General features: G+C 66.5%; 25 protein-coding genes, 1 tRNA gene and 1 riboswitch. Of the genes, 17 read left to right on the top strand and 9 right to left on the bottom strand.

Annotation, left to right across the window (positions count from 1 at the left end; genetic code table 11):
* The first annotated feature begins 28 nt into the window (after positions 1-28).
* The 4 genes from A7V84_RS04500 (at position 29) to A7V84_RS04485 (ending at position 4,702) form a co-directional block, all read left to right on the top strand.
* Positions 29-661: a TetR/AcrR family transcriptional regulator gene (locus A7V84_RS04500; RefSeq protein ID WP_033534939.1), complete on the top strand. Its 633-nt coding sequence runs from the start codon at positions 29-31 to the stop codon at positions 659-661.
* A 5-nt stretch (positions 662-666) separates the two neighbouring features.
* Complete coding sequence (locus A7V84_RS04495) at positions 667-1,815, top strand: acyl-CoA dehydrogenase family protein (protein WP_025515208.1); 1,149 nt, start codon at positions 667-669, stop codon at positions 1,813-1,815.
* Positions 1,816-1,926: 111 nt separating this feature from the next.
* Positions 1,927-3,150, top strand: a complete 1,224-nt coding sequence (locus A7V84_RS04490; RefSeq protein ID WP_025515209.1) for a CaiB/BaiF CoA transferase family protein — start codon at positions 1,927-1,929, stop codon at positions 3,148-3,150.
* A 37-nt stretch (positions 3,151-3,187) separates the two neighbouring features.
* Positions 3,188-4,702 (top strand): 3-hydroxyacyl-CoA dehydrogenase, encoded by a 1,515-nt coding sequence (locus A7V84_RS04485; RefSeq protein ID WP_033534941.1) that lies wholly within the window; start codon positions 3,188-3,190, stop codon positions 4,700-4,702.
* Between the two features lie 17 nt (positions 4,703-4,719).
* Here A7V84_RS04485 and A7V84_RS04480 read toward each other — a convergent pair whose 3' ends face one another.
* Positions 4,720-5,265, bottom strand: coding sequence for a c-type cytochrome (locus A7V84_RS04480; RefSeq protein WP_081695040.1), 546 nt, complete (start codon positions 5,263-5,265; stop codon positions 4,720-4,722).
* 141 nt (positions 5,266-5,406) lie between these two features.
* On the opposite strand from A7V84_RS04480, the gene A7V84_RS04475 reads away from it, so the two are divergent.
* Positions 5,407-5,481, top strand: a tRNA-Arg gene (locus A7V84_RS04475).
* Positions 5,482-5,718: 237 nt separating this feature from the next.
* Positions 5,719-6,291, top strand: a complete 573-nt coding sequence (locus tag A7V84_RS04470; protein WP_063491617.1) for a GNAT family N-acetyltransferase — start codon at positions 5,719-5,721, stop codon at positions 6,289-6,291.
* A 151-nt stretch (positions 6,292-6,442) separates the two neighbouring features.
* Here the strand turns inward: A7V84_RS04470 and A7V84_RS04465 are convergent, their stop codons facing one another.
* Genes A7V84_RS04465 through A7V84_RS04455 form a run of 3 tightly spaced genes read right to left on the bottom strand, consistent with a single transcriptional unit; the run spans position 6,443 to position 9,492 of the window.
* Positions 6,443-6,952, bottom strand: a complete 510-nt coding sequence (locus A7V84_RS04465; RefSeq protein ID WP_025515225.1) for a lipocalin family protein — start codon at positions 6,950-6,952, stop codon at positions 6,443-6,445.
* Between the two features lie 32 nt (positions 6,953-6,984).
* Positions 6,985-8,571 (bottom strand): glutamate--cysteine ligase, encoded by a 1,587-nt coding sequence (gene gshA / locus A7V84_RS04460; RefSeq protein ID WP_025515226.1) that lies wholly within the window; start codon positions 8,569-8,571, stop codon positions 6,985-6,987.
* 33 nt (positions 8,572-8,604) lie between these two features.
* A complete protein-coding gene (locus A7V84_RS04455) occupies positions 8,605-9,492 on the bottom strand; it encodes an alpha/beta fold hydrolase (protein WP_231940162.1) in 888 nt (295 codons plus the stop codon).
* A 134-nt stretch (positions 9,493-9,626) separates the two neighbouring features.
* Here A7V84_RS04455 and A7V84_RS04450 point away from each other — a divergent pair, with 134 nt between their 5' ends.
* The 5 genes from A7V84_RS04450 to A7V84_RS04430 all read left to right on the top strand — a co-directional run bounded on the left by A7V84_RS04450 (position 9,627) and on the right by A7V84_RS04430 (position 15,004).
* The gene (locus tag A7V84_RS04450; RefSeq protein WP_025515229.1) at positions 9,627-10,520 is read left to right on the top strand and encodes an AEC family transporter; all 894 of its coding nucleotides are present in this window, start codon (positions 9,627-9,629) and stop codon (positions 10,518-10,520) included.
* Positions 10,521-10,581: 61 nt separating this feature from the next.
* A riboswitch (SAM riboswitch) is annotated at positions 10,582-10,662 on the top strand.
* Positions 10,652-11,881, top strand: coding sequence for a homoserine O-succinyltransferase MetX (gene metX / locus A7V84_RS04445; protein ID WP_051348243.1), 1,230 nt, complete (start codon positions 10,652-10,654; stop codon positions 11,879-11,881). Its footprint overlaps the riboswitch before it by 11 nt.
* Entirely contained in the window at positions 11,878-12,480 is a 603-nt protein-coding gene (gene metW, locus A7V84_RS04440; protein ID WP_025515232.1) for a methionine biosynthesis protein MetW, read from the top strand. The genes metX and metW overlap by 4 nt, the downstream gene beginning before the upstream one ends.
* A 71-nt stretch (positions 12,481-12,551) precedes the next feature.
* Positions 12,552-13,808 (top strand): muropeptide transporter, encoded by a 1,257-nt coding sequence (locus A7V84_RS04435; protein ID WP_033534943.1) that lies wholly within the window; start codon positions 12,552-12,554, stop codon positions 13,806-13,808.
* Positions 13,809-13,936: 128 nt separating this feature from the next.
* Complete coding sequence (locus tag A7V84_RS04430; RefSeq protein WP_025515235.1) at positions 13,937-15,004, top strand: porin; 1,068 nt, start codon at positions 13,937-13,939, stop codon at positions 15,002-15,004.
* Positions 15,005-15,040: 36 nt separating this feature from the next.
* Here the strand turns inward: A7V84_RS04430 and A7V84_RS04425 are convergent, their stop codons facing one another.
* Complete coding sequence (locus A7V84_RS04425; RefSeq protein WP_025515237.1) at positions 15,041-15,910, bottom strand: universal stress protein; 870 nt, start codon at positions 15,908-15,910, stop codon at positions 15,041-15,043.
* A gap of 186 nt (positions 15,911-16,096) precedes the next feature.
* Here A7V84_RS04425 and A7V84_RS04420 point away from each other — a divergent pair, with 186 nt between their 5' ends.
* Positions 16,097-16,729, top strand: a complete 633-nt coding sequence (locus tag A7V84_RS04420; RefSeq protein ID WP_025515239.1) for a trimeric intracellular cation channel family protein — start codon at positions 16,097-16,099, stop codon at positions 16,727-16,729.
* A gap of 19 nt (positions 16,730-16,748) precedes the next feature.
* On the opposite strand, the gene gdhA is transcribed toward A7V84_RS04420, so the two are convergent.
* The gene (gene gdhA / locus A7V84_RS04415; RefSeq protein WP_063491616.1) at positions 16,749-18,086 is read right to left on the bottom strand and encodes an NADP-specific glutamate dehydrogenase; all 1,338 of its coding nucleotides are present in this window, start codon (positions 18,084-18,086) and stop codon (positions 16,749-16,751) included.
* 497 nt (positions 18,087-18,583) lie between these two features.
* Between gdhA and A7V84_RS04410 the strand changes: the two genes are divergently transcribed.
* Positions 18,584-19,366 (top strand): exodeoxyribonuclease III, encoded by a 783-nt coding sequence (locus tag A7V84_RS04410; RefSeq protein WP_063491615.1) that lies wholly within the window; start codon positions 18,584-18,586, stop codon positions 19,364-19,366.
* Between the two features lie 69 nt (positions 19,367-19,435).
* Positions 19,436-20,104, top strand: coding sequence for an orotate phosphoribosyltransferase (pyrE, locus tag A7V84_RS04405; RefSeq protein WP_025515245.1), 669 nt, complete (start codon positions 19,436-19,438; stop codon positions 20,102-20,104).
* A gap of 78 nt (positions 20,105-20,182) precedes the next feature.
* Here pyrE and gatB read toward each other — a convergent pair whose 3' ends face one another.
* From gatB to gatC, 3 genes are read right to left on the bottom strand one after another with little or no spacing between them, the layout of a single operon-like run.
* A complete protein-coding gene (gene gatB, locus A7V84_RS04400) occupies positions 20,183-21,637 on the bottom strand; it encodes an Asp-tRNA(Asn)/Glu-tRNA(Gln) amidotransferase subunit GatB (RefSeq protein ID WP_033534944.1) in 1,455 nt (484 codons plus the stop codon).
* Between the two features lie 3 nt (positions 21,638-21,640).
* Positions 21,641-23,170 carry an Asp-tRNA(Asn)/Glu-tRNA(Gln) amidotransferase subunit GatA gene (gatA, locus tag A7V84_RS04395; protein WP_033534945.1) on the bottom strand — a complete coding sequence of 510 codons (1,530 nt, stop codon included), beginning with the start codon at positions 23,168-23,170 and terminating at the stop codon, positions 21,641-21,643.
* 3 nt (positions 23,171-23,173) lie between these two features.
* Positions 23,174-23,482 carry an Asp-tRNA(Asn)/Glu-tRNA(Gln) amidotransferase subunit GatC gene (gatC, locus tag A7V84_RS04390; RefSeq protein ID WP_025515250.1) on the bottom strand — a complete coding sequence of 103 codons (309 nt, stop codon included), beginning with the start codon at positions 23,480-23,482 and terminating at the stop codon, positions 23,174-23,176.
* A 224-nt stretch (positions 23,483-23,706) separates the two neighbouring features.
* Between gatC and A7V84_RS04385 the strand changes: the two genes are divergently transcribed.
* The 3 genes from A7V84_RS04385 (at position 23,707) to mreD (ending at position 26,273) form a co-directional block, all read left to right on the top strand.
* On the top strand, positions 23,707-24,750 hold the full coding sequence (locus tag A7V84_RS04385; protein ID WP_025515253.1) for a rod shape-determining protein: 1,044 nt from the start codon (positions 23,707-23,709) through the stop codon (positions 24,748-24,750).
* A gap of 88 nt (positions 24,751-24,838) precedes the next feature.
* Entirely contained in the window at positions 24,839-25,720 is an 882-nt protein-coding gene (gene mreC, locus A7V84_RS04380; RefSeq protein ID WP_025515255.1) for a rod shape-determining protein MreC, read from the top strand.
* Between the two features lie 34 nt (positions 25,721-25,754).
* Positions 25,755-26,273 (top strand): rod shape-determining protein MreD, encoded by a 519-nt coding sequence (gene mreD / locus A7V84_RS04375; protein ID WP_101605163.1) that lies wholly within the window; start codon positions 25,755-25,757, stop codon positions 26,271-26,273.
* Position 26,274 lies beyond the last annotated feature (1 nt).

Raw genomic sequence — 26,274 nt, 5'->3', positions numbered from 1 at the left:
CGCGGCGCTTCCTTTTTTGCAAATCGCCATGTCTGCTACCCCGACTCCAGCCCGCCGCGCCGGGCGTCCGCCCACGTTGGCCGCCCCGCGTGAACGCATCCTGGGCGCGGCCGCCGCGCTGTTTGCGCGCAGCGGCTATGACGGCAGCTCGATTGCGGATCTGGCGGCGTCGCTCGGTGTATCCAAGGCGGCCATCTATCACTATTACGCCACCAAGCAGGAGATCTATGACGCCATCATTCTCGAGGTGCTGGACGGCCTGCTTACCCGCGTGACCGACGCCAGCGACGCGGTGCAGGGGGCCGATGAGCAACTGCGCGCGTTCATGCTGGCGCATGCCAGCTATTTCGAAACCCACCACGACCAGTTCGTGACCATGCTGATCGGTTACTCCGGCATGGCCTTGCCCGAACAGGCCGACGCAGCCCGGTTGCGCGATCGCTACGAGGCGCTGTTGCGGCGCATCCTGAACGATGGCGTGGCCCAGGGTGTGTTCCGCGAGCGCGATGTGGCGGCCACCGGCCGCGCGGTGCTGTCGCTGCTCAACTGGATGGTGCGCTGGTACAAACCCGGCCAGGGCCAGACGGCTCAGGCTATTGCCCAAGACTATTTCGACCTGATCACCGGCGGCTTGCGCCGCCCTGCCACTGAACCGAGGTAAACCCCATGGCCCTGGACCAAGAAACCCTGACCCTGCTGCTGGACGCGGTGCGCCGCTTCGTCACCGAACGCCTGGTGCCCGCCGAAGAGGCGCTGGCCAACACCGGCGTGATTCCCGAGGACATCGTCAACGAGATGCGTGAGCTGGGCCTGTTTGGCCTGTCGATCGCTTCCGAGTACGGCGGCCTGGGCCTGAACATGGAAGAAGAAGTGCAGGTGGTGTTCGAACTGGGCAAGACCTCCCCGGCCTTCCGGTCGCTGGCGGGCACCAATATCGGCATCGGCTCGCAGTCCATCGTGCTGGCCGGCTCCGATGCTCAGCGCGCCAAGTACCTGCCGCAGCTGGCCAGCGGCGAGCTGATCGGCTCCTTCGCGCTGACCGAGCCGGACGCGGGCTCCGATGCCATGTCGATCCGCACCACCGCCGTGCGTGACGGCGATCACTACATCCTCAACGGCACCAAGCGCTACATCACCAATGCCCCCATCGCCGGGCTGTTCTCGGTGATGGCGCGCACCGCGCCCGAGCGCCGCGCCGACTCGATCTCCTGCTTTCTGGTCGAGGCCAACACCCCGGGCCTGACCCTGGGCAAGCCCGACAAGAAGATGGGCCAGGCCGGCGCACTCACCAGCGACGTGGTGTTCGACAACTGCCGCGTGCCGGCCAGCGCGCTGCTGGGCGAGAAGGAAGGCACGGGTTTCCGCACCTCGATGCGCGTGCTGGACAAGGGGCGTCTGCATATCTCCGCGCTGTGCGTGGGTATGGCCGAACGCCTGTTGCGCGACGCCACGCTGTACGCGCTGGAACGCAAGCAATTCGGTCAGGCCATCAGCGAGTTCCAGCTGATCCAGGCCATGCTGGCCGACAGCCAGGCCGAGATCTACGCAGCGCGTTGCATGGTGATGGATGCGGCGCGCAAGCGCGACCGCGGCGAGAACACCACCATGGAAGCGGCCTGCACCAAGATGTTCTCCACCGAGATGCTGGGCCGTGTGGCCGACCGCGCAGTGCAGATCCACGGCGGCGCGGGCTACATGTCGGAGTATCCGGTGGAGCGTTTCTACCGCGATGCGCGTCTGTTCCGCATCTTTGAAGGCACCACGCAGATCCAGCAACTGGTCATTGCACGTGAAGTGCTCAAGGCCCACGGTTGAACGCCGGCGATCTTGTGCCGCGGCGGCACAAGATCTTGCCTAAAACGAAAAACGCCCCGGCGATGCCGGGGCTAATATGCCAGCTCTCTGAAGTCTGATTTCATTATTGCCATGTCGCAACGTAACGCTCCCCTGGCCGGCATTCGCGTGCTGGATCTCACCCGCGTGCTTGCCGGTCCCTGGTGCACGCAGAACCTCGCCGATCTCGGCGCCGAAGTCATCAAGATCGAACGTCCGGGCTCGGGCGACGATACCCGCGCCTGGGGGCCGCCTTACCTGAAGAATGCGGCCGGCGAGAACACTTCCGAGGCGGCCTACTATCTGTCGGCTAACCGGAATAAATTCTCGGTCGCGCTGGATATCGCCACCGAGCGGGGCGCCGACGCGGTGCGCGAGCTGGCGCGCCAGAGCGACATCGTGGTGGAGAATTTCAAGGTCGGCGGCCTGCGCAAGTATGGCCTGGACTATGAAAGCCTCAAGGCCATCAATCCGCGCCTGATCTATTGTTCGATCACCGGCTTTGGTCAGACGGGCCCCTACGCCAGCCGCCCGGGCTACGACTTCATGATCCAGGGCATGGGCGGCCTGATGAGCATCACCGGCGAACGCGACGACCTGCCTGGCGGCGGTCCGCAGAAAGCCGGCGTGGCCGTCACCGACCTGATGACCGGCATGTACTCGACCGTCGGCATCCTGGCCGCCGTCATCGAGCGCGAGCGCAGCGGGCTGGGCCAGCACATCGACATGGCGCTGCTGGATTGCCAGGTGGCCATGCTGGCCAACCAGAACCTCAATTACCTCACTTCCGGGGTGGCGCCGCGCCGCGCCGGCAATGCGCACCAGAACCTGGTGCCCTATCAGGTGTTTGCCGCCGCCGATGGCCACTTGATCGTGGCGGTCGGCAATGACAGCCAGTTCCGCAATTACTGCCGCGTCATCGGCCGCCCCGAACTGGCTACCGATGAGCGCTTTGCCACCAATCCGCAGCGCGTGCGCAATCGCGACACGCTGGTGCCCATCCTGGCCGAGTGCATGGCTGGCGGCGAGCGTGACGACTGGCTGGCGGCGCTGGAAGCCGCGGGCGTGCCGGCCGGTCCGATCAACACCCTGGACCAGGTCTACCAGGATCCGCAGGTGCAGGCGCGCGAGATGCGCCGCGAGCTGCCCCATGCGCTGGGCGGCACCGTGCCGATTGCGGCCAGCCCGCTCAAGTTCTCGGACACGCCGGTGCAGTACCGGCGTCCCGCGCCGATGTTGGGTGAGCATACCCACCAGATCCTGAGCGAGCGGCTTGGCATGTCCGAGGCGGACATCCGGGCGCTGGCCCAGGCTTGAGACAAGATTCGTTTTTCAGAAACGCAGGAGAAGACAAATGGCAGACATCCAGATTCTGGGCGTGATCGGCGCCGGCGCCATGGGGCGCGGCATCGCGCAGATCGCCGCCCAGGCGGGCGTGACGGTGCGCCTGTACGACAACAACGCCGAGGCGGTGCAGGCAGCGGTGCAGGCCCTGGCACAGACCTGGGACAAGCTGCTCCAGAAGGGCAAGCTCACCGCCGAGGCCGTGGCTGCCGCGCAGCAGTGTCTGGTGCCGGCCGGCTCGCTCAAGGATATGGCGGATTGCCAACTGGTGATCGAAGCCATTGTCGAGCGTCTGGATGTCAAGCGTGACCTGTTCGCCGCGCTGGAAGCCATCGTCGGGCCGGACTGCATCCTGGCCTCGAACACCTCGTCGCTGTCCATCACCGCCATTGCCGCAGCCTGCCAGCGCCCGCAGCGCGTGGCCGGCTACCACTTCTTCAACCCCGTGCCCCTGATGAAGGTGGTCGAAGTCATCGACGGCCTGCGCAGCGATCCTGCCGTGGGCGATCAGCTGGCGGTGCTGGCGCGCCGCATGGGTCACACGCCCGTGCGCGCCAAGGACATGCCCGGCTTCATCGTCAACCACGCCGGGCGCGGCCTGAACACCGAGGGCTTGCGGGTGGCGCAGGAAGCCGTGGCCTCGTTCGAGCAGATCGACGCCATCATGCGCGAGCAGGCGGGTTTCCGCATGGGCCCGTTCGAGCTGCTGGACCTGACCGCGCTGGATGTCTCGCACCCGGTGATGGAATCCATCTACCGCCAGTTTTTCGACGAGCCGCGCTTCCGTCCGTCGCCGATCACGACCCTGCGGCTGGCCGGCGGCCTGCTGGGGCGCAAGGTCGGCGAGGGCTTCTATGTCTATCGCGACGGCCAGAAGGTCGTTCCGGCCGAGCCGGCCGTGCCCGCCCTGCCCGAAGGCCTGCGCGTCTGGGTCAGCCCGGCGCACGCCGACGGCCAGGCGCGCGCGGTGGCCCTGCTGCGCCAGCTGGGCGCCGACCTGATCGACACCGGAACGGCCCCGGCCGACGCCTTGCTGGTGGTCACGCCCATGGGTGCAGACGTCTCGACCTGCGTGGCCGAACAGGGCCTGGATGGCAGCCGCTGCGTCGGCCTGGACGTGCTGCATGACTTCGCCGTCAGCCGCCGCCGCACCCTGATGACGTCGCCGGCGACCCAGCCCCAGTGGCGCGATGCCGCCCATGCCCTGTTCGCCAAGGATGGCGTGGCGGTCAGCGTGGTCGAGGATTCGCCGGGCTTCGTGGCCCAGCGCGTGGTCGCCACCATCGTGAACATTGCCTGCGACATCGCCCAGCAGCGGATCGCTACGGCCGAGGATATCGACCGCGCGGTGACGCTGGGCCTGGGTTATCCCAAGGGCCCGCTGGCCATGGGCGATGCCCTGGGCGCGGCGCGCATCCTGGAAATCCTGCGCACCATGGAGCGCGTGACCGGCGATCCGCGTTACCGTCCCAGCCTGTGGCTGCAACGCCGCGTGCAGCTCGGCCTATCGCTGCTGGCTGGCTGAGTCCGGCTGTCCGCCGGCTAGCGCGCCGCCGCCGTCAGGTAGTCGATGGCGGCGCGCAATTCCTGCTCGGTGGCCTCGTCGGCGCCGCCCTTGGGCGGCATGGCCCCCTTGCCCTGCATCACGGCTTGCAGCATCGCCTCGGTGCCGGTGGCCAGATAGGGCGCCCAGGCCTTGCGATCGCCCAGCACGGGCGCATCGGCCACGCCGGTGGCATGGCAGGCGAAACACACGCTTTGATAGAGTTTCTGGCCCATGCCGATGGCTGCCTCGGCCCCGGCGGCCGGGCTGCCGGCTGCGGGTTCGCCCGGCACATCGGGCGTGTCGGCGCCTGGCTCCCGCGACGCCGTGACATGACGCGCCACCGGCGCGATGCGTTGCAGCACGGCCGCCTCTGAGAACTTCCCGGGATCCGGGCTCGGGCCGTCGTCAAGCGCCAGCCAGACCACCAGCCCTGCCAGCAACGCGATGGGCGCAAGAAACGCCGCTACCGCCGCGCGCCGGTATGCGCGCAGAGGCGCGTCAGGCGGGCGGGACGGGTCAGGCGCAGGATGGAAATCGGACATGGCTTAAACAAAGGTGGCTGTTGCCCGGCGGTCGCCGGCACGCCGGATCGCCAGCATGGCATGGATCGGGCTGACGGCCAGGCAACATGGGCATCCGGGCTTCAACGCGGTGCACAAAAACAGGTACAATAACAATTCTGCGCGCCCGTAGTTCAATGGATAGAATGAGAGTTTCCGAAGCTCTTGATACAGGTTCGATTCCTGTCGGGCGCGCCAGCACAGTCCAAGGGTAAATCCCTTCGGCATCAGGTGGGCCAGCGGTTTTTGCCCTCGCGGTTCTTCCCGACGCTTTTCGTCGCTTTCTTTGTCTACCTGGTTTTCCTCCCGCCGACACGTTTGTTGCTGCGCGCCTGTTTTCGGGCACGGCCCTTGCGGTATCCGATCGCGACCGGGTATGCCCGTACCCGACCCTGCAATCTGTCTTTGCCAGGTTTGAGAGATGGAAGAAAAAGCATGCTGACCACGGAACGTCTGGTGCTGCGCCCCTGGTGCGAGACGGATGCCCTTGCCCTGTATGACTACGCACGCGACGAACGGGTCGGCCCGGTTGCCGGCTGGCCGCCGCATGCCAGTGAGGCGGCCAGCCTGGAAGTGATACGGACGCAGTTCGCGCGTCCTGAGGTCTATGCCGTGACGATCAGCCCGCAGGACACTGCCGTTGGCCTGGCAGGCTTGTTGATTGGCCAGGACAGCAACTTCGAGATCGCCGCCAATGAGGCCGAGGTCGCCTATTGGATTGGCGTGCCGTTCTGGGGGCAAGGCCTGATTCCTGAGGCGGTGCGCGCGCTCATGCGTCACGCTTTCGAACGCCTTGGGATGCAGGCGCTCTATTGCGGTCACTTCGACGGCAATGCGCAATCGTTGCGGGTCCAGGAAAAATGCGGTTTCAGGCCCTGGCGCACGGCCGAGAGTCAGTTCAATGCCCACATGAACGATTATCGCAAGGAACACATCAGCCGCATCACCCGTGCGCAGTGGCTGGCGCTGTCGTCGGAGGTCGCAGGCGGCAAGCCGGCGCGTGGCTGATGGCGCTTGCGATGCGGCGCCGTTTCAGAGGCGAGGCCGCGGGTGGGTCGCCACGTCGCGGGGCCTGCCATAAAACATCGCCTCGTGGCAGCCTGTGCCGGAACTCATGTGACGGAGGGTGTTCGGGCGCAATCTGCGCCTTGTCGGCACGCTAGTGCTGCTCTGTGTAGATCAGGTCGCTCAGGTCATAGCCCTGGGCCCGGGCGATGGCCAGGGCTTGCTCCAGATCGGCGGGTGGCAGTTCGGGGCTGCGCGCCAGGATCCAGAGGGTTTTTCGGCTGGGGGCGCCGACCACGGCCCAGCGGTAGTCGGGATCCAGGCCGATGATCCAGTAATCGCCCTTGAAGGGGCGCACGAAACTGACTTCCAGCTTGGCGTTGCCGCTGCCCTCCACCACGGTGGCGTTGCCGCTGGCCACGTCGATATCGCCGTCCTTGCTGCGGCAGCGGTTGGTGACGGCGATCGAGCCATCCGTCTGGCGGGTGTATTCGGCCGTGGTGTCGGCCACGCAGCGGCGTTGGAAGAACATGGGCAGACGCGCGATTTCGTACCAGCGGCCGACGTAGCGTTCAAGATCGACGTGTTCGACCGGCTGCACGGGTGGCGCGGCCTGCAGCGGGGCGGCGGCCAGCAGGGCGAGGGCCAGGATGAGGGAGCGCATGGGTTTTCTCCAACAAAGAGCCCGTCGCGTGCTTATTGGGCGTCGCGGGCGGGCAAGGGATTCTTCAGCGCGGCGTTGTACTGCGCCACGTAGCTGTCGAAATCCATGGTATCGGATTGTTCGATACGGCGCTGCTCGGCCAGCGATGCGGCGACCGCCCGGGCGTACTCGGCGGCCTTTTCCGGGGCCAGCGGGTCGGCCCGCAGGGCGTCGGCCTGGCGCTGGCTTTGCGCCAGGGTGAAGTCGTGAAAGCTCTGGCCGCTGTCGAGCAGCGCGGCCAGCAGGCGGGCCGAGGGCGTGAGCGAGGCGTCGCGCAGCTTGGCGCGCTGCAGTTCGAGGCTGCGCGCATAATCGTTGCCGCCCAGGGCCTGGTCATACAGGTCGGCATAGGGGGCGATCTGGTCCAGCAGTTCCTCGCCCCATTGCTGCAGGCCGACGGCAGTGCCTTCGCGGTCGAGCTGCAGGCCCGGCTTGCGGCCCTCCTTGACCACGGTCAGGAAGTTGTCGGCGCTGCGCTGACAGTAACCGTTGGCGGCGAAGAAGGGGCTGTCGGAGGCCGCGCAGAACAGCAGGAAGGCGTCGACGAAGCGCGCCGTGTCGGCCGCCAGGCCGCAGGGCTGCTCGGGGTCGATGTCCAGGCAGCGCACTTCGACGTATTGCACGCCGCGCTCGGCCAGCGCGGTGATGGGGCGTTCGCAGCGCCCGGTGGCGCGCTTGGGGCGGATGCTGGAGTAGTACTCGTTCTCGATCTGCAGCACGTTGGTGTTCAGCTGGATCCATTCGCCGTCGCGATGGGTGCCGATCTCCTGGTAGGGTGCCCAGGGCTGGGTCACGGCGCCATACAGGCGGCCCAGGAAGGTGCTCAGGTCGTTGTAGCAGGGCTTGAGTTGCGACTGGGCCTTGTTCTGGTAACCCAGGTCGCTCATGCGCAGGCTGGTGGCATGGGGCAGATAGAGCGTATGCGCGCCCAGCGCCTGCAGCGGATGGTCATCATCGCGCATGAATTCGCGCGACAGCGCGGGCGCGGCGCCGAACAGATACATCAGCAGCCAGGAATAGCGCGTGAAGTTGCGGATCAGGGCGATGTAGCCGCGCGAGCGGGCCTCCTGCAGCGAGGCGGCCCCGGTTTCCAGCAGCGGCCACAGGGCATCGGGCAGCGAGAAGTTGTAGTGCACCCCGGCGATGCACTGCATGGTCTTGCCGTAACGTTCGGCCAGGCCGCGGCGATAGACATGCTTGAGCATGCCGGTGTTCGAGCTGCCATACCAGGCGATGGGGATGTCGGCTTCGGCCGGCAGGCGGGCCGGCATGGATTGGTTCCAGATCAGTTCGCCGTCCAGGGCGCCTGCCACGAAACGGTGCGTGTCCTGCAGTTCCTGCAGCAAGGGCTCGACCCGGGTATGGGTGCCGGTGATCAATTCCAGCAGGGCTTCGGAGTAGTCGGTGGTGACGCGTTCGTTGGTCAGGGCCGAGCCCAGGCTTGCCGGATGCGGCCCGAGCGCCAGGGCGCCCTGGCTGTCCACCCGCAATCCTTCTTTCTCGACTCCGCGCAGGGTCTGCGCGAGCAGATCGAGATGGTTCTGAAGCGTGGCAAGGCGGCGATGGGTATTGGCAGTCACGATGGCGGCTTTCTGGATGGTCGATCGGCGATTTTACGTGTTCTTTGGCACGCTGCCCGGGTTTGGCCCCGTTGCGCCTGTGGGCATCGGCCGGCGTTGCAGCCAGGTATGCAGATCGGCATAGACGGGCGAGGCCAGCGCCGGGCTCTCATTGAACACTTCATGCCAGGCGCGGGGATACCAGCGCAGGGTCACCATGCGCGAGGGCGCGCGCTGTGCGAAGCGCCTGCTGCCGGCCGCCGCCACCACGCGGTCATCGCCGGCCACCAGCAGCAGGCTGGGCTGGGTCAGACGGGGAGCCGCAGCCATTACCATGGTAATGGAGGCGTCGATGAAAGTGGCCAGCCGGCCACTGATGCGGCGATGCGACAGCGGATCGCAGCGAAAGGCCTGCGTCACCGCCGGGTCATGCGAGATCCGCAGCGGTGCCAGCGAATAGGGCAGCACGGCGTCGGGCCAGCGCCGGGCCAGGCCCCGCAGCGGCGGCAGCAGCCAGGGTGGCAGGCGCAGCTGCAGGGGCGGGCTGCTGAGCACCAGGCCGGTCATCGGTGCAGCCCCGGCCAGGGCCAGCCGCAGGGCCACCAGCGCACCCAGGCTGTGGCCCAGCACCAGCGGCGCATGGCCCAGCTCTGCCGACCAGCGGCGGATCTGGCCGGCCGCATCGTGCACCAGGTCGTCGCGCTGGGCCAATTGCGCCGGCGGGCCGCCCGAATGGCCATGGCCGCGATGATCGTGGGCCGCCACGCGCCAGCCGTGGCCGGCCAGCCATCGGGCCAGTTTGTCGTAGCGCCCGGCATGCTCGCCCAGGCCGTGCAGCAGGTAGATGGCCGCGCCAATGCGTGGCGCGGCCGGCTGCCAGCGATAGCAGGCCAGAGGCGTGCCATCGTCGGCCAGGGCGGGGGCAGGCAAAATCGGCGACAATTCGGGGCCTGTTGCTGTAGCGGGCGGGGCAGGATGAGGCCATTTCAGCGCCGTTTGTCTCGCGGTTCAAGCCATGTTTTCCCTTGGCGTTGCCGAGCCGCCCCGCCTCGAATGGATGTGGAGACCTCCAGGTCGTGTCTGCTGTCGCCCAGTTTTATTTTTCCGCCGTCATCATGCTCATGCCGTTGCTGGTCTGCGTGGGCATCGGGCTGTTCTGGGGCAAGCGCGATTATCCGTTTGGCGGCAGCTTCATCACCATGCTGGTGACATCGGTCACCACGCCGGCGCTGGTTTTCCACACCTTTGTCACCACCGAGCTGGATGACCGGGCGCTGGCCGAGATCGTGCTGGCCACCGCGCTGGGCCTGCTGGTCTGCGGGCTGCTGTGCGCGGCGGCCCTGCGTTTGCTGAAACTGCCGGTGCGCACGCTGCTGCCGACCGCCTTTCTGCCCAATGCCGGCAACCTGGGACTGCCGGTGTCCCAACTGGCTTTTGGCGATGCCGGCCTGTCGGCAGCGATCGCCTTTTTCGCCATCAATTCCTTCGTGATGCACACCGTCGGCGTGCGCCTGTTGCCGGGTGTGTCGGCACGGGGCGGCTGGCGCAATCCGGTGTTGCTGGCGGCGGTGGTGTCGGTGGCCTGGCGCGCCAGCGGCCTGCCGGTGCCGGCGTGGATGATCGAAACCACCCGCATGCTGGGCGCGGTGACGGTGCCGCTGATGCTGTTGAGCCTGGGTCATGCGCTGGCGCTGATTCCGGCCGCAGGCCTGCGCCAGGGGGCCAGCCTGGGCGTGCTGCGCCTGGTGGCCGGCCTGATTTCGGGCCTGCTGGTGGTATGGGCGCTGGGGCTGGAGAGCCAGCTGGCCGGTTCGCTGGTGTTGCAGCTGGCCATGCCCTGCGCCGTGGTCAGCTATATGTACGCCCGCCGCTATACCGACATGGGCGACACTGCCGCCGGTGCGGTGCTGGTGTCGACCGTGGTGTTTCTGCTGGTGGCGCCCGCGCTGCTGTGGTTCACGCAGCATTGAGGCAGGCGGCCGGCTTGGGGCCCGGCCCGGCGCGGTGCTAGAATGTGCCTCGCTTTTGCATTTCATTGTCGGCGCCGATTTGCCTGATCCGCTTGCGGGCGCCCCTTATAAATCCCGCTAAAGAGGTCTGGATGACCAGCTCAGCTATTGCTGCGGCCCCTGTCGGGTCGCATTCTTCCGCAGCGCCGCAGTCCGTCGGCGTCGTCGCTCCCGTATTCCTGCGCTTCGATGAGCCCCTGCCCCTGGCCAATGGCCAGTCGCTCGAGGGCTACGAGCTTGCCGTGGAAACCTACGGCACGCTCAACGCCGAGCGCAGCAATGCCGTGCTCATCTGCCACGCCCTGAACGCCTCGCATCACGTGGCGGGCGTGGCGGCCGACAACCCCAAGGACGTCGGCTGGTGGGACAACATGGTCGGCCCCGGCAAGCCGGTGGACACCAATGTGTTTTTCGTCATCGGGGTGAACAACCTGGGGTCCTGCTTCGGTTCGACCGGCCCGGCCAGCATCAATCCCCAGACCGGCGCGCCCTGGGGCGCGGCCTTCCCCGTCCTGACGGTGGAGGATTGGGTCAGGGCGCAGGCGCGCGTGGCCGATCATTTCGGCATCGACCGTTTTGCCGCCGTGATGGGCGGCTCCCTGGGCGGGATGCAGGCCCTGAGCTGGTCGCTCACGCTGCCCGAACGCGTGGCGCACTGCGTGGTGATTGCCAGCACCCCGCGCCTGTCGGCGCAGAATATCGGCTTCAATGAAGTGGCGCGGCGCGCCATCATCACCGACCCGGACTTCCACGGCGGCGACTACTACGCCCATGGCACCGTGCCGCGCCGCGGCCTGGCCGTGGCCCGCATGATCGGCCACATCACCTACCTTTCCGACGACGACATGGCCGAGAAATTCGGCCGCACCCAGCGTGAGCCCGCCGAGAATGGCGCCTATCGCTATGGCTACGACGTGGAGTTCGAGGTTGAGTCCTATCTACGCTACCAGGGCGAGAAGTTCTCGCGCTTTTTCGACGCCAACACCTATCTGCTGATCACCCGCGCGCTGGACTATTTCGACCCGGCGCGCGGCACGGGCGGCGACCTCGCGCGAGCCCTGGCGCCGGCCAGCGCGGACTTCCTGCTGGTGTCCTTCAGCACCGACTGGCGCTTTCCGCCGGAGCGCTCGCGCGAGATCGTGCGCGCCCTGCTCAAGAACGGCAGCCCCGTGACCTACGCCGAAATCGACGCGCCGCACGGCCACGATGCCTTTCTCCTGGAGGACTCGCGCTACCACGCAGTGGTCCGAGCCTATTACCAACGCATTGCGCGCAGCCTCGGTCTGCTTGAGGCGGGCAGCGCGCAGGAGGCGCAGGCATGAACTCCCCCTTGGGCGCCCCGTCGCTGCGCCCCGACCTTGAACGTATCGCCAGCTGGATCGCGCCCGGCTCGCGGGTGCTCGACCTGGGCTGCGGCGATGGCGCATTGCTGGCCTATCTGCGCGATTATCGCCAGGTGCGCGGCGCGGGCGTGGAAATCAGCGACGCCCATGTGATCGCCTGCGTGCAACGCGGCGTCGAGGTGATCCAGCAGAACCTGGAGGACGGTCTGGCGCTGTTCGATGACAAGCAGTTCGACACGGTGGTGCTGTCCCAGACCCTGCAGTCGATGCACCATACCGAACACATCCTGCGCGAAATGGCCCGGGTGGCGCGCTTCGGAGTGGTGTCCTTCCCCAACTTCGGCTATTGGCCGCACGGCTGGTCCATTTTGCGCGGTCGCATGCCGGTGACCGGGCAGATGCCTTACCAGTGGTACAACACGCCCAACATCCACCTGTGCACGCTGCGCGATTTCGAGGATCTGGCGCGCGATGTGCAGGTCCGCATCCTCGAGCGGGCGACCTTCAACGAGGCGCAGGAAGTAAAGCTTTTCCCGAGTTGGCGTAGCACCCTGGCCTTGTATCGTTTCGAAGCCTAGGCGGGGAAGCGCGGGTAGTAAGATGCCCGATTGCCGCAATCCGGCCCCCGACGGGCCACGCCAGGAGAATCATCATCGCCTCCGATAGCTATCGTGTTTATTACAGCCGTCGCGTGGCGCCATTGCTGGTGCTGGGTTTCGCCAGCGGGCTGCCCCTGGCCCTGATCAGCGGCACGCTGCAGGCCTGGGCGACCGTCGAGGGCGTGAGCCTGCAGCAGATCGGCTTTCTGACCCTGATCGGCAGCGCCTATACCTTCAAGTTTCTCTGGGCCCCCCTGATCGACCGCTATGCGCCGCCGCTGCTGGGGCGGCGACGGGGCTGGATGCTGCTGACGCAGCTCCTGCTGGCCATCAGCATCATGGCCATGGGCGCCTTCTCGCCCGGGCAGTCGCTGCTGCCGCTGGCCCTGCTGGCGGTGCTGGTGGCGTTCCTGTCGGCCACCCAGGACATTGCCTTCGATGCCTACTCCACCGATGTCCTGCACAAGAACGAGCGGGGCGCCGGCGCGGCCGTGAAGGTGCTGGGTTACCGGCTCGCCATGATCGCCTCGGGGGGGCTGGCCCTCGTGCTGGCCGACCGCTGGCTGGGCTGGGGGCCGACCTACGTCCTGATGGGGGTGCTGATGCTGGCCGGGGTGGCCGGCACCTTGTGGGCCCCCGAGCCGGAGCGGCCGGTGGCCGCGCCGCGCAACCTGGGCAGCGCCGTGATGGAGCCGTTTCGCGAGTTCTTCGGCCGGCGCGGCGCGCTCACGCTGCTGCTGCTGATCGTGCTCTACAAGCTGGGTGATGCGTTCGCCGGCGCCTTGTCGACGACCTTCCTGATCCGGGGCGCGGGGTTCAGCGCTACCGATGTGGGCACCGTCAACAAGATCCTCGGCCTGGCTGCCACCATCGTGGGGGCGCTGGCCGGCGGGGTCCTCATGAACCGCTGGGGCCTGTACCGTTCGCTGATGGTCTTCGGCCTGCTGCAGGCGGTCTCCAATCTGGGCTATTGGCTGATCGCCGTGGCGCCCAAAAGCATCTGGCTCATGGGCCTGGCGGTGGGGGTGGAGAACCTGTGTGGCGGCCTGGGCACGGCCGCCTTCGTGGCGCTGCTCATGGCGTTGTGCAATCAGTCCTTTTCGGCGACCCAGTTCGCCCTGCTGTCGGCCTTCTCGGCGGTCGGGCGTACCTATCTGGCCGGCCCCCTGACGCCCGTGCTGGTCAGTTATATGGGCTGGCCCGGGTTTTTCCTGGTTACGGTGGGGATCGCCCTGCCGGGTTTGCTGCTGTTGTGGTATCGGCGCGACGATATCGATGCGCTTGAGCGTGGCGGCGCCCAGGGTTGAGGGTCTTTCTGTACTGGGGGCATGGGGCTTCGGTGATATGGTAACGAACGGCGCTATCTCGCCGGCCGTCCGAGGGGACGGAAAAACGAACAGGGCTGACCCAGCCCGCACACGAGGAGACACCCCCCATGAAGCGATATGCCATCGCCCTGGCAGGCTTGTGCCTGGCCCCCACGCTGCATGCCGAAAGCAGCGTCACGCTCTACGGTATCGCCGACGTCAGCCTGCGCTACCTGAGTACCAGCAGCGGGGCGACGGGCGTCAAGGGCAGCCGTGTTTCGATGGAAAACGGCGCCATTTCCAACAGCCGCTGGGGCTTGCGCGGCGTGGAAGACCTCGGCAACGGCATGAGTGCGTTCTTCCGCCTGGAGAGCGGCTTCAACATGCAGAATGGCCTTGAGTCCGATCAAGGCCGTTTGTTCAACCGGCACGCCTATGTGGGCCTGGATGGCGGCGATATCGGTGCGATCTCGCTGGGTCGCCAGGACACGCCGCTCTTTACGATCCTGGCCGACTCCTATGATCCGCTGACGGTCGGCAACTACGCCGAGAACTCCTGGCTGCCGGTGGCGATGTCGCGTGCGCGCAGTTCCGATTCGGTGCGCTACCGCAACAACAAGCTGGGTGGCTTCGATGTCATCCTGTCGTATGCCTTCGGCAGCGACTTCAAGGACCACAACCTGGGCAAGCAGTTCGGCGGTACGTTGGCCTACACCGACGGCCCGTTCTCGATCGGCGGCGGCTACCTGAAGAGCTATTCCGACACCAACGCCGACTACCATCAGCGCGTCTGGAACCTGAACGCCAGCTACCAGTTCGACAGCGTCAAGGTCTTTGCCGGCTACTTCAATGGCCGCGACCGCACCGGTTGGGTCAATGCCGTGATGGGCAGCGCCGTCAATCCGCAGGGGCTCGAGCGCAAGGATAACGGTTACTTCGCCGGCGCCACCTGGAAGGCCACCGGCCAATGGAGCCTGACCGGCGCGGCCTACTTCGACAGTGCCAAGAACGTCCAGAAGGATGGCGACAAGGGCAAGCGCCTGGCCCTGGTGGGCGTGGCGGAGTACGCGCTGTCCAAGCGCACCCAGGTCTATGGCACCGTGGACTACAACAAGGTGTACGACGCCTCGTCAGTGGAAATCGCCGGCCGCAGCTCGCAGGTGGGCGCAGGCATGGGTATCCGCCACATCTTCTGATGCGAAACGCCCGGGTCAGGCCCGGGCGTTTTTTCGTCAGTCTTGTGCGCCGTTCTGGCGCACGATCAGCACATCGCAGGGCAAGGCCTCGAGCAGCTTCTCGGCCACGCTGCCGATGGCGGTGCGCAGAATGCCGGTCAGGCCGTGGGTGCCGGTGACGACCAGGTCGCAGCGGCGCTGGAACACGAACTCCGACAGCAGGTTCTCGGGCTGGCCCGCCTCCAGCACGATGTCTGGCTGCGCGCGCCCGGCCAGTTCGGGGATGCCGGCCAGGAAGGCCTGGGCCTTTTGCAGGGCATCGTTGTAGAAGCTGCGGGTTTGCGCGTCGGCCGGCACGTCCTTGCTTTGCGGCGGCACGGTATAGGCATGGAACAGGGTGATGCGGGCGTCGTGGGCGACCTTGAGGGCGGCCTGCAGCGCCTGGCGCGAGCCTTCCGAGAAATCGGTGGCGATCACTACGTCCTGGTAGGGCTTGCGCGGGCGCGCCTTGACGACCAGCACGGGCTGCGCGGCCTGACGGGCCAGGCGCTCCACGGTGGTGCCCAGCAGCAGCCGGCCCAGCGTGGTTTCACTGGCCACGCCGGTGACGATCAGCGAGCAGCCGAAATGGGCCACGGTATCGAGAATCGCATCGACCGGCCGGCCGTTGACCACGACGGCTTCGGTGGGCACGCCGGCATCGGCCAGGTCATCGGCCAGCCGGCGTTCGGCCAGCGATTTGTGATCCGGGGTCAGGCGGCGCCAGGCCGGGGTGGTCAGGGCCGTCGCGCCGGGCGGCTCCATGACGTGCAGCGCCACCAGGTTCGCGTCGCACTGGCGGGCCAGCATCAGCGCGCGGTCCAGCGCGCGATCGCTGCGGGCGCTCAGGTCGGTGGCCAGCAGGATGGGGCCGCAAGATTGGGTCATGCATCGTCTCCAAGCGGGCTCTCAGGCCCATAGGGGGCACTTACTGTGCAGGAATACAGCCATCTTGCCGTCTATCCTGCCCCACGGCCTTGACTGGCGTCAACGCCGGCGGGCGCGGCGTCCGCAAAGCCCTGCTCCCCCCTACAATGACGCCTTTGCCGTCCCCGCCTTTCTGCCCTGATCGACATGCCCGCCGAGACTTCCACCCTGCTGCTGCATACGCTGTATCTGGTCGCCATCGTGGCCGAGGCCATGACGGCAGCCCTGGTGGCCGGCCGGCGCGACATGGATTGGGTGGGGGTCTGCGTGATCGCCTGCGTCACCGCGCTGGGCGGCGGCTCGGTGCGCGATGTGCTGCTGGGCCATTACCCGCTGACCTGGGTGGCGCATCCCGAGTATCTGGCGATGACGGCAGGCGCCGCCCTGTTGACCGCGCTGGGCGCGCCCATGTTGCGCCACCTGCGCAAGCTGTTTCTGCTGCTGGATGCCCTGGGGCTGGTGGCGTTCACCATCATCGGCTGCAAAGTCGCCCAGCAGATGGACTTGCCGCTTTCCATCGTGATGATCAGCGGCGGCATCACCGGCTGCGCCGGGGGGGTGTTGCGGGATGTCCTGTGCAATGACATCCCGTTGCTGTTCCGTCGCGAGCTGTATGCCAGTGTGTCGCTGGTGACGGGCGCGCTGTATCTGGTGCTGGACCAGTATGCGGCCGGTCTGGCGGTGCCGGTGGCGCTGACGGTGGGGCTGGCCTTTCGCCTCCTGGCCCTGCGTTTCAATTGGCAGATGCCGAAATTCGTCTACCGCGGCGACTGGCACTGAGCCGCCGCGGGGCGTTCCGTCAGTACAGGCCTTGCTGCAGCATGGCTTCGGCCACCTTGGCGAAGCCGGCGATGTTGGCGCCGTCGACATAGTTGACGTAACCCGACTCGCCATGGCCATGGCGCACGCAGTTCTCGTGGATGTCGCACATGATGGCGCGCAGGCGCTGGTCCACTTCTTCGCGGGTCCAGGCCAGGCGGGCTGCGTTCTGGCTCATTTCCAGGCCCGAGACGGCCACGCCGCCGGCGTTGCTGGCCTTGCCGGGCGCATACAGCACGTGGGCGTCGATGAAGGCCTGGGCGGCGGCCAGGGTGGCGGGCATGTTGGCGCCTTCGGCCACGCACTTCACGCCGTTGGCGATCAGGCTGCGGGCGTCATCGGCATCCAGCTCATTCTGGGTGGCGCAGGGCAGCGCCACGTCCACCGGCACCTGCCAGGGGCGTGCGCCCGGCAGGAAACGCAGGCCCATCTGCTGGGCGTAGTCTTCGACCCGGCCGCGTTGCACGTTCTTGATGTGCATGAGCACGTGCAGCTTCTCGGGGGTGAAACCGTCATCGTCGACCACGGTGCCGCCGGAGTCGGAGGCGGTCACGACCAGCGCGCCCATCGACATGGCTTTCTCGATGGCGTACTGGGCCACGTTGCCCGAACCGGACACCGACACGCGCAGGCCTTCGAAGGACATGCTCACGCGGCGCAGCATCTGCTCGGCGAAATAAACGGTGCCGTAGCCGGTGGCTTCCGGGCGGATCAGGCTGCCGCCGAAGGTCAGGCCCTTGCCGGTAAAGACGCTGGCCGCCGAGTTCGACAGTTTCTTCATCATGCCGGCCATATAGCCGACCTCACGGCTGCCCACGCCGATGTCGCCTGCCGGGACATCGGTGTCCGGGCTCAGGTGGCGGTACAGTTCGATCATCAGAGCCTGGCAGAAGCGCATGATCTCGCCCTCTGACTTGCCCTTGGGATCGAAGTCCGAGCCGCCCTTGCCGCCGCCCATGGGCAGGGTGGTCAGTGCGTTCTTCAAGGTCTGCTCAAAGGCCAGGAACTTCAATACCGACAGGTTCACGCTGGGGTGAAAGCGCATGCCGCCCTTGAAGGGACCGATGGCCGAATTGTGCTGAATGCGGAAAGCGCGGTTGACCCGGGCCTGGCCGCGGTCATCCGTCCAGCAGACACGGAACTGAATCACGCGCTCGGGCTCGACCAGGCGCTCCAGCAGGGCCTGTTGACCGAAGCGCGGGTTCTTTTCGATGAAGGGCCACAGACTCGTCATGACCTCCTCGACCGCCTGCAGGTACTCAGGTTGATGGGGATCGCGGGCGGCGATGCTGCCGAGGAAGTCGTTCAGTGACTGCATGGAAAAGTTCTCCGGGTATTGCTGCAAAACAGTGCGGGGGCGGGCAATCGGTGCAAATCCGGGGACGCATTGCGTCGACGTAACGAAAAGCACAGACCCGGAGCGCGATTGTAGGAAGGTTTTCCGCAGTGCGGCAGAGGGTGAAACCGGGGTCACACCATGCGAAACAAGGACTTATAAATGGGGACGCATTTATGATGATTTCCCCCTGATGACAGGCCAGGCAGGATTGTCAGGACGGCAGTTTCGCGTTTCCCCTGGGGAAAGTGCCTTTTTTATTATGCGTCCCCATTTTATTGGGGATGGGTGAGATGCGGGGCCGCAATGCTTTTCCCTATGGCGCAAGGGAGGGAAGAGTCTGGGCTCGGTGGCGTAAAAATATTTTCCGCCATGGTGCGTCCCTTTTTTATTTTGTGGCTATCGGGCCGCAATCCGGGCGATCCCGATATAGTGGCGACTTCGGCAACGCATGCGCCGCGCGCGCTTTCTGGATTTTTATGCTGCGAGTGATCTCCGCCAATTTGAATGGCATCCGGTCGGCCAACAATAAGGGCTTCTTCGAATGGATGGCCGAACAGAAACCTGATTTCGTCTGTGTCCAGGAGCTGAAGGCCCAGGAGGCCAACCTGAGCGAGGCCATGATGGCACCGGCTCCTTGCAAGGGCTATTTCCATTACGCGGAGAAAAAGGGCTACAGCGGAGTCGGGATCTATACGCCGCATGAGCCGGAGTCGGTGGTCGTGGGGCTGGGCGTGCCGGAGATCGACGCCGAAGGCCGCTACATCGAGCTGGTCTATCCCAAACTCTCGGTGGTGTCGGTCTATCTGCCTTCGGGCTCCAGCGGCGATCACCGTCAGACGGCGAAATACCATTTCATGGAACACTTCTTCGCCCACCTGGCCGACCTGATCGCGCGCGGCCGCGAGGTCGTGATCTGCGGCGACTGGAACATTGCTCACACGGAAGCCGACATCAAGAACTGGAAAGGCAATCTGAAGAACAGCGGTTTTCTGCCCGAAGAACGCGCTTGGCTCACGCGGGTGCTCGATGAACTGCAATGGGTGGATGTCTACCGCAAGCTCCATCCCGAGGCCACTGGCGAGGGCTATACCTGGTGGAGCAACCGGGGGCAGGCCTGGGCCAAGAACGTGGGCTGGCGCATCGATTACCACCTCGCCAGCTGCGCACTGGCCGAGACGGCGCGCCAGGCCGCGATCTACAAAGACCAGCGCTTCAGCGACCATGCGCCGCTGACCATCGACTACGATTTTTCCCTCTGAGGCGCAGGCGCAGGCGGCACGGATCGCGGATAATGGCGGGGTTTTCCATTCCATTTCGGAAATCTCCGCATGCCTTCCTCTTCCGCCACTGATTTTGTCCGCTTCGCCCTTGACGAGGGCGTGCTGCGCTTTGGTAGTTTCAAGGTCAAGTCCGGGCGCATGAGCCCGTATTTCTTCAATGCCGGTCTGTTCAATTCCGGGCGCTCGGTCGGCAAGCTGGCCGCGTTCTACGCCCAGGCGCTGCTGAACTCGGGGCTGCAGTTCGACATGCTGTTCGGCCCCGCCTATAAGGGCATCCCGCTGGCGACCGCCACGGCGGTGGCGCTGGCCTCGCATCCGCAGGGGCGTGGGCGCGACGTCCCGTTTGCCTACAACCGCAAGGAAGCCAAGGACCACGGCGAGGGCGGCACGCTGGTCGGCGCGCCGCTGGCAGGCAAGGTAGTGATCATCGACGATGTCATCACGGCCGGCACCTCGGTGCGCGAGTCGGTGGATATCATCCGTGCCGCCGGCGCCGAACCGGCCGCCGTACTGATTGCCCTGGACCGCATGGAGCGCGCCGGTCCCGATGATGCGCTGTCGGCGCACTCGGCCGTCCAGGATGTGGCCCAGACCTACGGCATGCCGGTCATCAGCATTGCCTCGCTGGCCGACATCATGGCGTTGCTGCAAAATGACAGCCAGTTCGCCGAACATGGCCCTGCCGTGCAGGCCTATCGCGAAAAATACGGCGTCTGACCGCCGCCGGCGTGACCCGTCGGTTAAACAAAAAGGCGGCCCTCCAGGGCCGCCTTTTTGTTGCTGGCAAGCCTGGCCTCAAGCCAGCTTGGCGCGCAGCAGCTCGTTGACCTGCTGCGGGTTGGCCTTGCCCCGGGCGGCCTTCATGATCTGGCCGACCAGCGAGTTGAAGGCCTTCTCCTTGCCGGCGCGATACTCGGCCACGATGGCAGGGTTGGCAGCCAGCACTTCGTCGATCATGGCGCCGATGGCGCCGCTGTCGCTGATCTGCTTGAGCCCGCGCGCCTCGATGATGGCGTCGGCCTGCCCGCCCTGCTCACCGGCCCACATGGCGCTGAAGACATCGCGGGCGATCTTGTTCGAGATGGTGCCGTCGATGATGCGGTTGATGAGCCCGGCCAGCGCGGCGGCCTGCACCGGCGCGTCGGCAACGTCTTTTTCGTCGCGGTTCAGGGCGGCGGTGAATTCGCCCATGACCCAGTTGGCCGCCAGCTTGGCCTGCCCGGCCGGCAGCGCGCGCGCCACGGCCTCGAAGTAGGCAGCCAGGCTGCGGCTGACGGTCAGTTGGGCCGCGTCATAGGCCGGCAGGCCATAGTCGGCGGCGAAACGCGCGCGCATGGCGCTGGGCAGCTCGGGCATGGTGCTGCGCACGGCATCGACCCAATCCTGGCCGATCACCAGCGTGGGCAGGTCGGGGTCGGGGAAATAGCGGTAGTCGTGCGCGTCTTCCTTGCTGCGCATGCTGCGCGTTTCGTCGCGGTCGGCATCGTACAGGCGGGTTTCCTGCACCACCGTGCCGCCGTCCTCGATGAGCTCGATCTGGCGGCGCGCCTCGAACAGGATGGCGCGCTCCAGGAAGCGGAAGGAGTTGACGTTCTTGATCTCGGCGCGGGTGCCGAACTCGGCCTGTCCGCGCGGGCGCACCGAGACGTTGGCGTCGCAGCGGAAGGAGCCTTCCTGCATGTTGCCATCGCAGATGCCCAGCCACACGACCAGGCTGTGCAGGGCGCGGGCATAGGCGACCGCCTCGGCCGCCGAGCGCATCTCGGGCTCGGTGACGATCTCCAGCAGCGGCGTGCCGGCACGGTTCAGGTCGATGCCGCTGGCCGGGGCGCCATTGGCCAGCGCGAAATCATCGTGCAAGGACTTTCCGGCGTCTTCTTCGAGGTGGGCGCGCGTGAGATTGATCGTTTTTTCTTCTTCGCCCACGAAGAAGGACAGCGTGCCGCCCTGCACCACCGGCAGCTCGTACTGGCTGATCTGATAGCCCTTGGGCAGGTCGGGGTAGAAGTAATTCTTGCGTGCGAAGACCGAGCGCGGCGCGATCTTGGCGCCGATGGCCAGGCCGAACAGGATGGCCCGCTCGGCCGCGCCGCGGTTCATCACCGGCAGGCTGCCTGGCAGGGCCAGGTCGACCGCATTGGCCTGCGTGTTGGGCGCGGCGCCAAAGCGCGTGCTGCTGCCGGAGAAGATCTTCGACTCGGTGGAGAGCTGGACGTGTGTTTCCAGCCCGATGACGATTTCCCAATCCATGGTTCAGGCGTCCTGCGTTGCCGGCGTGCGTTGATGCCAGTCGGTCACGTGTTGATAGCGGTCGGCGATGGCCAGCAGACGGCCTTCGTCGAAATAATTGCCGATGATCTGCAGGCCCACCGGGCGGCCTTCGTGGCCGAAGCCGCAAGGCACCGACATGGCAGGCAGGCCGGCCAGGCTCACGCCCAGCGTGTAGATATCGGCCAGCCAGTCGGCCGTCGGGTCGTCGCGGTTCTCGCCGATGTTCTTGGCCACGCTCGGGCTGACCGGCCCCATGATCACGTCGCACTGGCCCGCGAAGGCGCGCTGGAAATCCTGGGCGATCAGGCGGCGCAGGCGCTGGGCCTGCAGGTAGTAGGCGTCGTAGTAGCCGTGGGACAGCACGTAGGCGCCGGTCAGGATGCGGCGCTTGACCTCGTCGCCGAACCCTTCGGCGCGCGAGCGGCTGATCATCTCGTTCAGGTCGCCGTACTGCGCGGCGCGATGGCCGTAGCGCACGCCGTCGAAGCGGGCCAGGTTGCTGGAGGCCTCGGCCGGGGCGATGACGTAGTAGGCCGGGATTGCCAGCTCGGTGCGCGGCAGCGAGATCGCCACGCGTTCGGCGCCGAGCGCCTCGAACTGCTGCAGGGCGGCTTCGACGGCTGCGGCCACGTCGGGGGCCAGGCCGGCGCCGAAGTACTCGGCCGGCACGCCGATGCGCAGGCCCTTGAGGGGCTGGCTGGCGGCTTGTTCCTGGGCCTGGACGGCCGCCTCGAAGGCGCCGCGGATGCGGCCCGGGGCGTTGGCCGTGCCGTCGCAGTGCTCCAGGCTGGTGGCGTCGCGCGGGTCAAAGCCGCTCATGACGTCCAGCAGTTCGAGCAGGTCGCGGCTGCTGGCGGCCAGCGGGCCGGCCTGGTCCAGGCTGGAGCCGAAGGCGATCATGCCGTAGCGCGATACCGTGCCGTAGGTGGGCTTGATGCCGCTCACGCCGCACAGGGCGGCCGGCTGGCGCACCGAGCCGCCGGTGTCGGTGCCGGTGGCTGCGGCCACCAGGCGGGCCGCCACGGCAGCGGCAGAGCCCCCCGAGGAGCCGCCAGGCACGGCACGCGTGTCCCAGGGATTGCGCACCGGCCCGAAGGCCGAGTTCTCGTTGCCCGAGCCCATGGCGAATTCATCGCAGTTCAGTTTGCCCAGCGACACGGCGCCGGCGGCCTGCAGACGCTCGACCACGGTCGCGTCGAAAGGACTGACATAGTCGGCCAGCATCTTGCTGCCCGCGGTGCTGCGCCAGCCACGCGTGACGAAGGCGTCCTTGTGGGCGATGGGAATGCCTGCCAGCGGGCCGGCCTGGCCGGCGGCCAGCGCCGCATCGGCGGCGCGCGCCTGGGCCAGCGTCAGCTCGGGCTCGATGTGCAGGAAAGCGTTCAGGGAGGCGGCCGCCTGGGCGGCTTTCAGGCCGCTCTCGGCCAGTTCGACCGCGCTCACGCGGCGCTCGGCCAGGGCCGTGCGCAGGCCGGCGATATCGCCGAATTCAGTATGCAGTGCGGATGTCATGGCTTACTCGATGACCTTGGGAACCAGGAAGAGGCCGGCGTTCTGTTCGGGGGCATTGGCCATCAGCGCTTCGCGCTGGTCTGCCGAGGCCTGTTCGGTGACGGCATCCTCGCGCAGGCGCAGCACAATGTCCTCGTGTGCCGACAGAGGATGGGCCAGCGGTTCCACGCCGGCGGTGTCGACGGCCTGCAGGCGTTCGATCAGGTGCAGAATGCCATTCAGTTCGTCCTGCGCGCGGCCACGCTGCTCGGGCGTCAGCTCGATGCGGGCCAGGCGGGCGATGCGAGCCACGTCTTGTTCGTTTAGCGCCATGGGAAAAGTCTAGAAAAAAGGGCGTAACAGGAAAGAGTAACCGGAAGCCACGCCCGGCGCTGACCCGTTACAAAGCATCAATAGCCTCGATTTATGCGCTATTTCCAAGGAAATTATAAGTTATGATTCACGGTTTAATCGCTGCGGCACAGAGGCCCCGATAGTGCAGTCCGGGCCCCGGAGGTCGCGGCTCGACTCCAATTCCTGAATCTAGCTGAGCTCTCATGTTCGGATTCCTCCGCAGTTATTTTTCCAGCGACATGGCGATCGACCTCGGTACCGCCAATACGCTGATCTACGTCCGGGGCAAGGGCATCGTGCTGGATGAACCATCTGTCGTCGCGATTCGCCACGAAGGTGGACCCAACGGCAAGAAAGTCATTCAAGCCGTCGGTCATGAGGCCAAACAGATGCTGGGGCGCGTTCCCGGCAACATAGAGGCCATCCGGCCCATGAAGGATGGCGTGATCGCCGACTTCACGGTCACCGAGCAGATGCTCAAGCAATTCATCCGCATGGTGCACCCGCGCAACATGCTGGCGCCCAGCCCGCGCATCATCGTGTGCGTGCCCTGCGGCTCGACCCAGGTCGAGCGCCGCGCCATCCGCGAATCCGCGCTGGGTGCGGGCGCTTCTCATGTCTACCTCATCGAGGAGCCGATGGCCGCGGCCATCGGCGCCGGCCTGGCCGTCTCCGACGCCAGCGGCTCGATGGTGGTGGATATCGGCGGCGGCACCACCGAAGTCGCGGTGATTTCGCTGGGCGGCATGGTCTACAAGGGTTCGGTGCGCGTGGGCGGTGACAAGTTCGACGAGGCCATCGTCAACTACATCCGCCGCAACTACGGCATGCTGATCGGCGAGCCCACGGCCGAGCTCATCAAGAAAGAGATCGGTTCGGCATTTCCCGGCTCGGAAGTTCGCGAGATCGAGGTCAAGGGCCGCAACCTGGCAGAAGGCGTGCCGCGCAGCTTCACGGTGTCGTCCAACGAGATCCTGGAGTCGCTGACCGATCCGCTCAATCAGATCGTGTCGGCCGTCAAGATCGCCCTGGAACAGACCCCGCCCGAACTGGGCGCCGACATCACCGACAAGGGCATCGCCCTGACCGGCGGTGGCGCGCTGCTGCGCGATCTCGACCGCCTGCTGCAGGAAGAGACCGGCCTGCCCGTGGTGGTGGCCGACGATCCCCTGACCTGCGTCGTACGCGGTTGTGGCGAGGCGCTTGAGCATCTTGAAAAACTCGGTGCGATCTTCATCAACGACTGAGTTTCATTACCCGCCGGCTTCCGGGGCGCCCAGGCGCATTCCGGGCCGGCCTGAAGGCGCCGGGCCCGCGGGTCCGGGCTGAGCATCCATGCAACGACAAAGCACCCCACCGCTATTTCGGCGCGGACCGCCGGCCGAGGTCAGGCTGGCGGTGCTGGTCGTGTTGGCGCTGGTCCTGATCGTGGTGGATTCGCAGATGCGCATCCTCGAGCCGGTGCGCAATGTTGTCGCGCAAGGGCTGTATCCGTTTCAGCGTGCCGTACTGTGGCCGCGCGACGCCGTCCAGCGGGTCGATGAATGGATCAATGCCGCGAATCGTATTCGTACGGAAAACGAAGCCTTGCAGCGTCAGCGCATCGAGCTGTCGCAGGTGGCCACCCATGCCGCGCAGCTGGCGGCCGAGAACGCGCAACTGCGTCGCCTGCTGGGCGTGACCGACACCGTCGGCCAGCCGGCTACCGTGGTCGAGGTGCTGTACGAGCCGCCCAATGCCTTTCATCAGCGCCTGGTGTTCAACAAGGGCAGCGAGGCGGGTATCGCGCCCGGCATGCCAGTCATCGATGAGGGCGGCGTGGTCGGGCAGATCGTGCGCGTCACGCCCATGACCGCCGAAGCCGCCATGGTGACCGATGAGCGTGTTTCCATTCCGGTGCAGGTTCTGCGCAACGGCTTGCGCCTGATCGCCTTCGGCAGCAATACTCCGGGTGTGATCGAAGTACGCTACCTGGCTGCCAATGCCGACCTGAAGGCCGGTGACACCATCGTCACGTCCGGCGTGGGCGGGCTGTTCCCGGCCGGCCTGCCGGTCGCACGGATCACGACGGTCGAACGCGACACCGCTTCGGGTTTCGCGCGCGCGCTGGCCGAGCCGCTGGCGCATCCCGAGCGCTACCGCCACTTCCTGGTGTTGCAGGTCGATGTCGCGGGGGCGGAAGCCAACCGCCAGGAGGCCGATCTTGGCACCCCCTAATTCCCCGGCGCGCCCCTCGCGGCGTACGCTGGGCATGCCCGGCAACGTCCAGCCTGACCGCCTGTCGCAACCGGCGCATGGCGCCTTCGTCTGGGGAACGGTGTTGCTGGCCTGGCTGCTGTCGATGCTGCCGTGGCGGCAATGGCCGGCCTCGCCCGATATCCTGTTGCTGGTGATCGCCTTCTGGAGCGCCTACGAGCCGCGCCGGATCGGCATGTTCACTGCCTTCATCTTCGGTCTGCTCATGGACGTTCATGACGCCGGTCTGCTGGGCGGTCACGCCCTGGCCTACACATTGACCGCCTATGGCGCGCTGGCGCTGAGCCGGCGCATGCAGCGCTTCGATCTCTGGAGCCAGGCCCTGCATATGTTGCCGGTGTTCTTCGGCGCGCGGCTGCTGCCCCAGATCATCCTGGCCTGGCTGGCCGGGCGCTGGGCCGGCTGGGACTGGGCCCTGGGGGTGCTGTTGACCACGGCGCTCTGGCCGGTCTGCGGCTGGGTCCTGCAACTACCGCAACGCCGCCGCGATGATGGCGAGTCGTCCGCCGGTTAAG

This window comes from Bordetella trematum, from assembly GCF_900078335.1.
Lineage (GTDB): Bacteria > Pseudomonadota > Gammaproteobacteria > Burkholderiales > Burkholderiaceae_B > Bordetella > Bordetella trematum.
This window is presented reverse-complemented; position numbering and strand designations above follow the sequence as displayed.

What these genes read in the sequence shown, in the direction of transcription:
- A7V84_RS04500 (WP_033534939.1), top strand. Translation starts at nt 29, where the DNA reads ATGTCTGCTACCCCGACTCCAGCCCGCCGCGCCGGGCGTCCGCCCACG.
- A7V84_RS04495 (WP_025515208.1), top strand. Translation starts at nt 667, where the DNA reads ATGGCCCTGGACCAAGAAACCCTGACCCTGCTGCTGGACGCGGTGCGC.
- A7V84_RS04490 (WP_025515209.1), top strand. Translation starts at nt 1,927, where the DNA reads ATGTCGCAACGTAACGCTCCCCTGGCCGGCATTCGCGTGCTGGATCTC.
- A7V84_RS04485 (WP_033534941.1), top strand. Translation starts at nt 3,188, where the DNA reads ATGGCAGACATCCAGATTCTGGGCGTGATCGGCGCCGGCGCCATGGGG.
- A7V84_RS04480 (WP_081695040.1), bottom strand. Translation starts at nt 5,265, where the DNA reads ATGTCCGATTTCCATCCTGCGCCTGACCCGTCCCGCCCGCCTGACGCG.
- A7V84_RS04470 (WP_063491617.1), top strand. Translation starts at nt 5,719, where the DNA reads ATGCTGACCACGGAACGTCTGGTGCTGCGCCCCTGGTGCGAGACGGAT.
- A7V84_RS04465 (WP_025515225.1), bottom strand. Translation starts at nt 6,952, where the DNA reads ATGCGCTCCCTCATCCTGGCCCTCGCCCTGCTGGCCGCCGCCCCGCTG.
- metX (WP_051348243.1), top strand. Translation starts at nt 10,652, where the DNA reads ATGACCAGCTCAGCTATTGCTGCGGCCCCTGTCGGGTCGCATTCTTCC.
- metW (WP_025515232.1), top strand. Translation starts at nt 11,878, where the DNA reads ATGAACTCCCCCTTGGGCGCCCCGTCGCTGCGCCCCGACCTTGAACGT.
- A7V84_RS04430 (WP_025515235.1), top strand. Translation starts at nt 13,937, where the DNA reads ATGAAGCGATATGCCATCGCCCTGGCAGGCTTGTGCCTGGCCCCCACG.
- A7V84_RS04425 (WP_025515237.1), bottom strand. Translation starts at nt 15,910, where the DNA reads ATGACCCAATCTTGCGGCCCCATCCTGCTGGCCACCGACCTGAGCGCC.
- A7V84_RS04420 (WP_025515239.1), top strand. Translation starts at nt 16,097, where the DNA reads ATGCCCGCCGAGACTTCCACCCTGCTGCTGCATACGCTGTATCTGGTC.
- gdhA (WP_063491616.1), bottom strand. Translation starts at nt 18,086, where the DNA reads ATGCAGTCACTGAACGACTTCCTCGGCAGCATCGCCGCCCGCGATCCC.
- A7V84_RS04410 (WP_063491615.1), top strand. Translation starts at nt 18,584, where the DNA reads ATGCTGCGAGTGATCTCCGCCAATTTGAATGGCATCCGGTCGGCCAAC.
- pyrE (WP_025515245.1), top strand. Translation starts at nt 19,436, where the DNA reads ATGCCTTCCTCTTCCGCCACTGATTTTGTCCGCTTCGCCCTTGACGAG.
- gatB (WP_033534944.1), bottom strand. Translation starts at nt 21,637, where the DNA reads ATGGATTGGGAAATCGTCATCGGGCTGGAAACACACGTCCAGCTCTCC.
- gatA (WP_033534945.1), bottom strand. Translation starts at nt 23,170, where the DNA reads ATGACATCCGCACTGCATACTGAATTCGGCGATATCGCCGGCCTGCGC.
- gatC (WP_025515250.1), bottom strand. Translation starts at nt 23,482, where the DNA reads ATGGCGCTAAACGAACAAGACGTGGCTCGCATCGCCCGCCTGGCCCGC.
- A7V84_RS04385 (WP_025515253.1), top strand. Translation starts at nt 23,707, where the DNA reads ATGTTCGGATTCCTCCGCAGTTATTTTTCCAGCGACATGGCGATCGAC.
- mreC (WP_025515255.1), top strand. Translation starts at nt 24,839, where the DNA reads ATGCAACGACAAAGCACCCCACCGCTATTTCGGCGCGGACCGCCGGCC.
- mreD (WP_101605163.1), top strand. Translation starts at nt 25,755, where the DNA reads ATGCCCGGCAACGTCCAGCCTGACCGCCTGTCGCAACCGGCGCATGGC.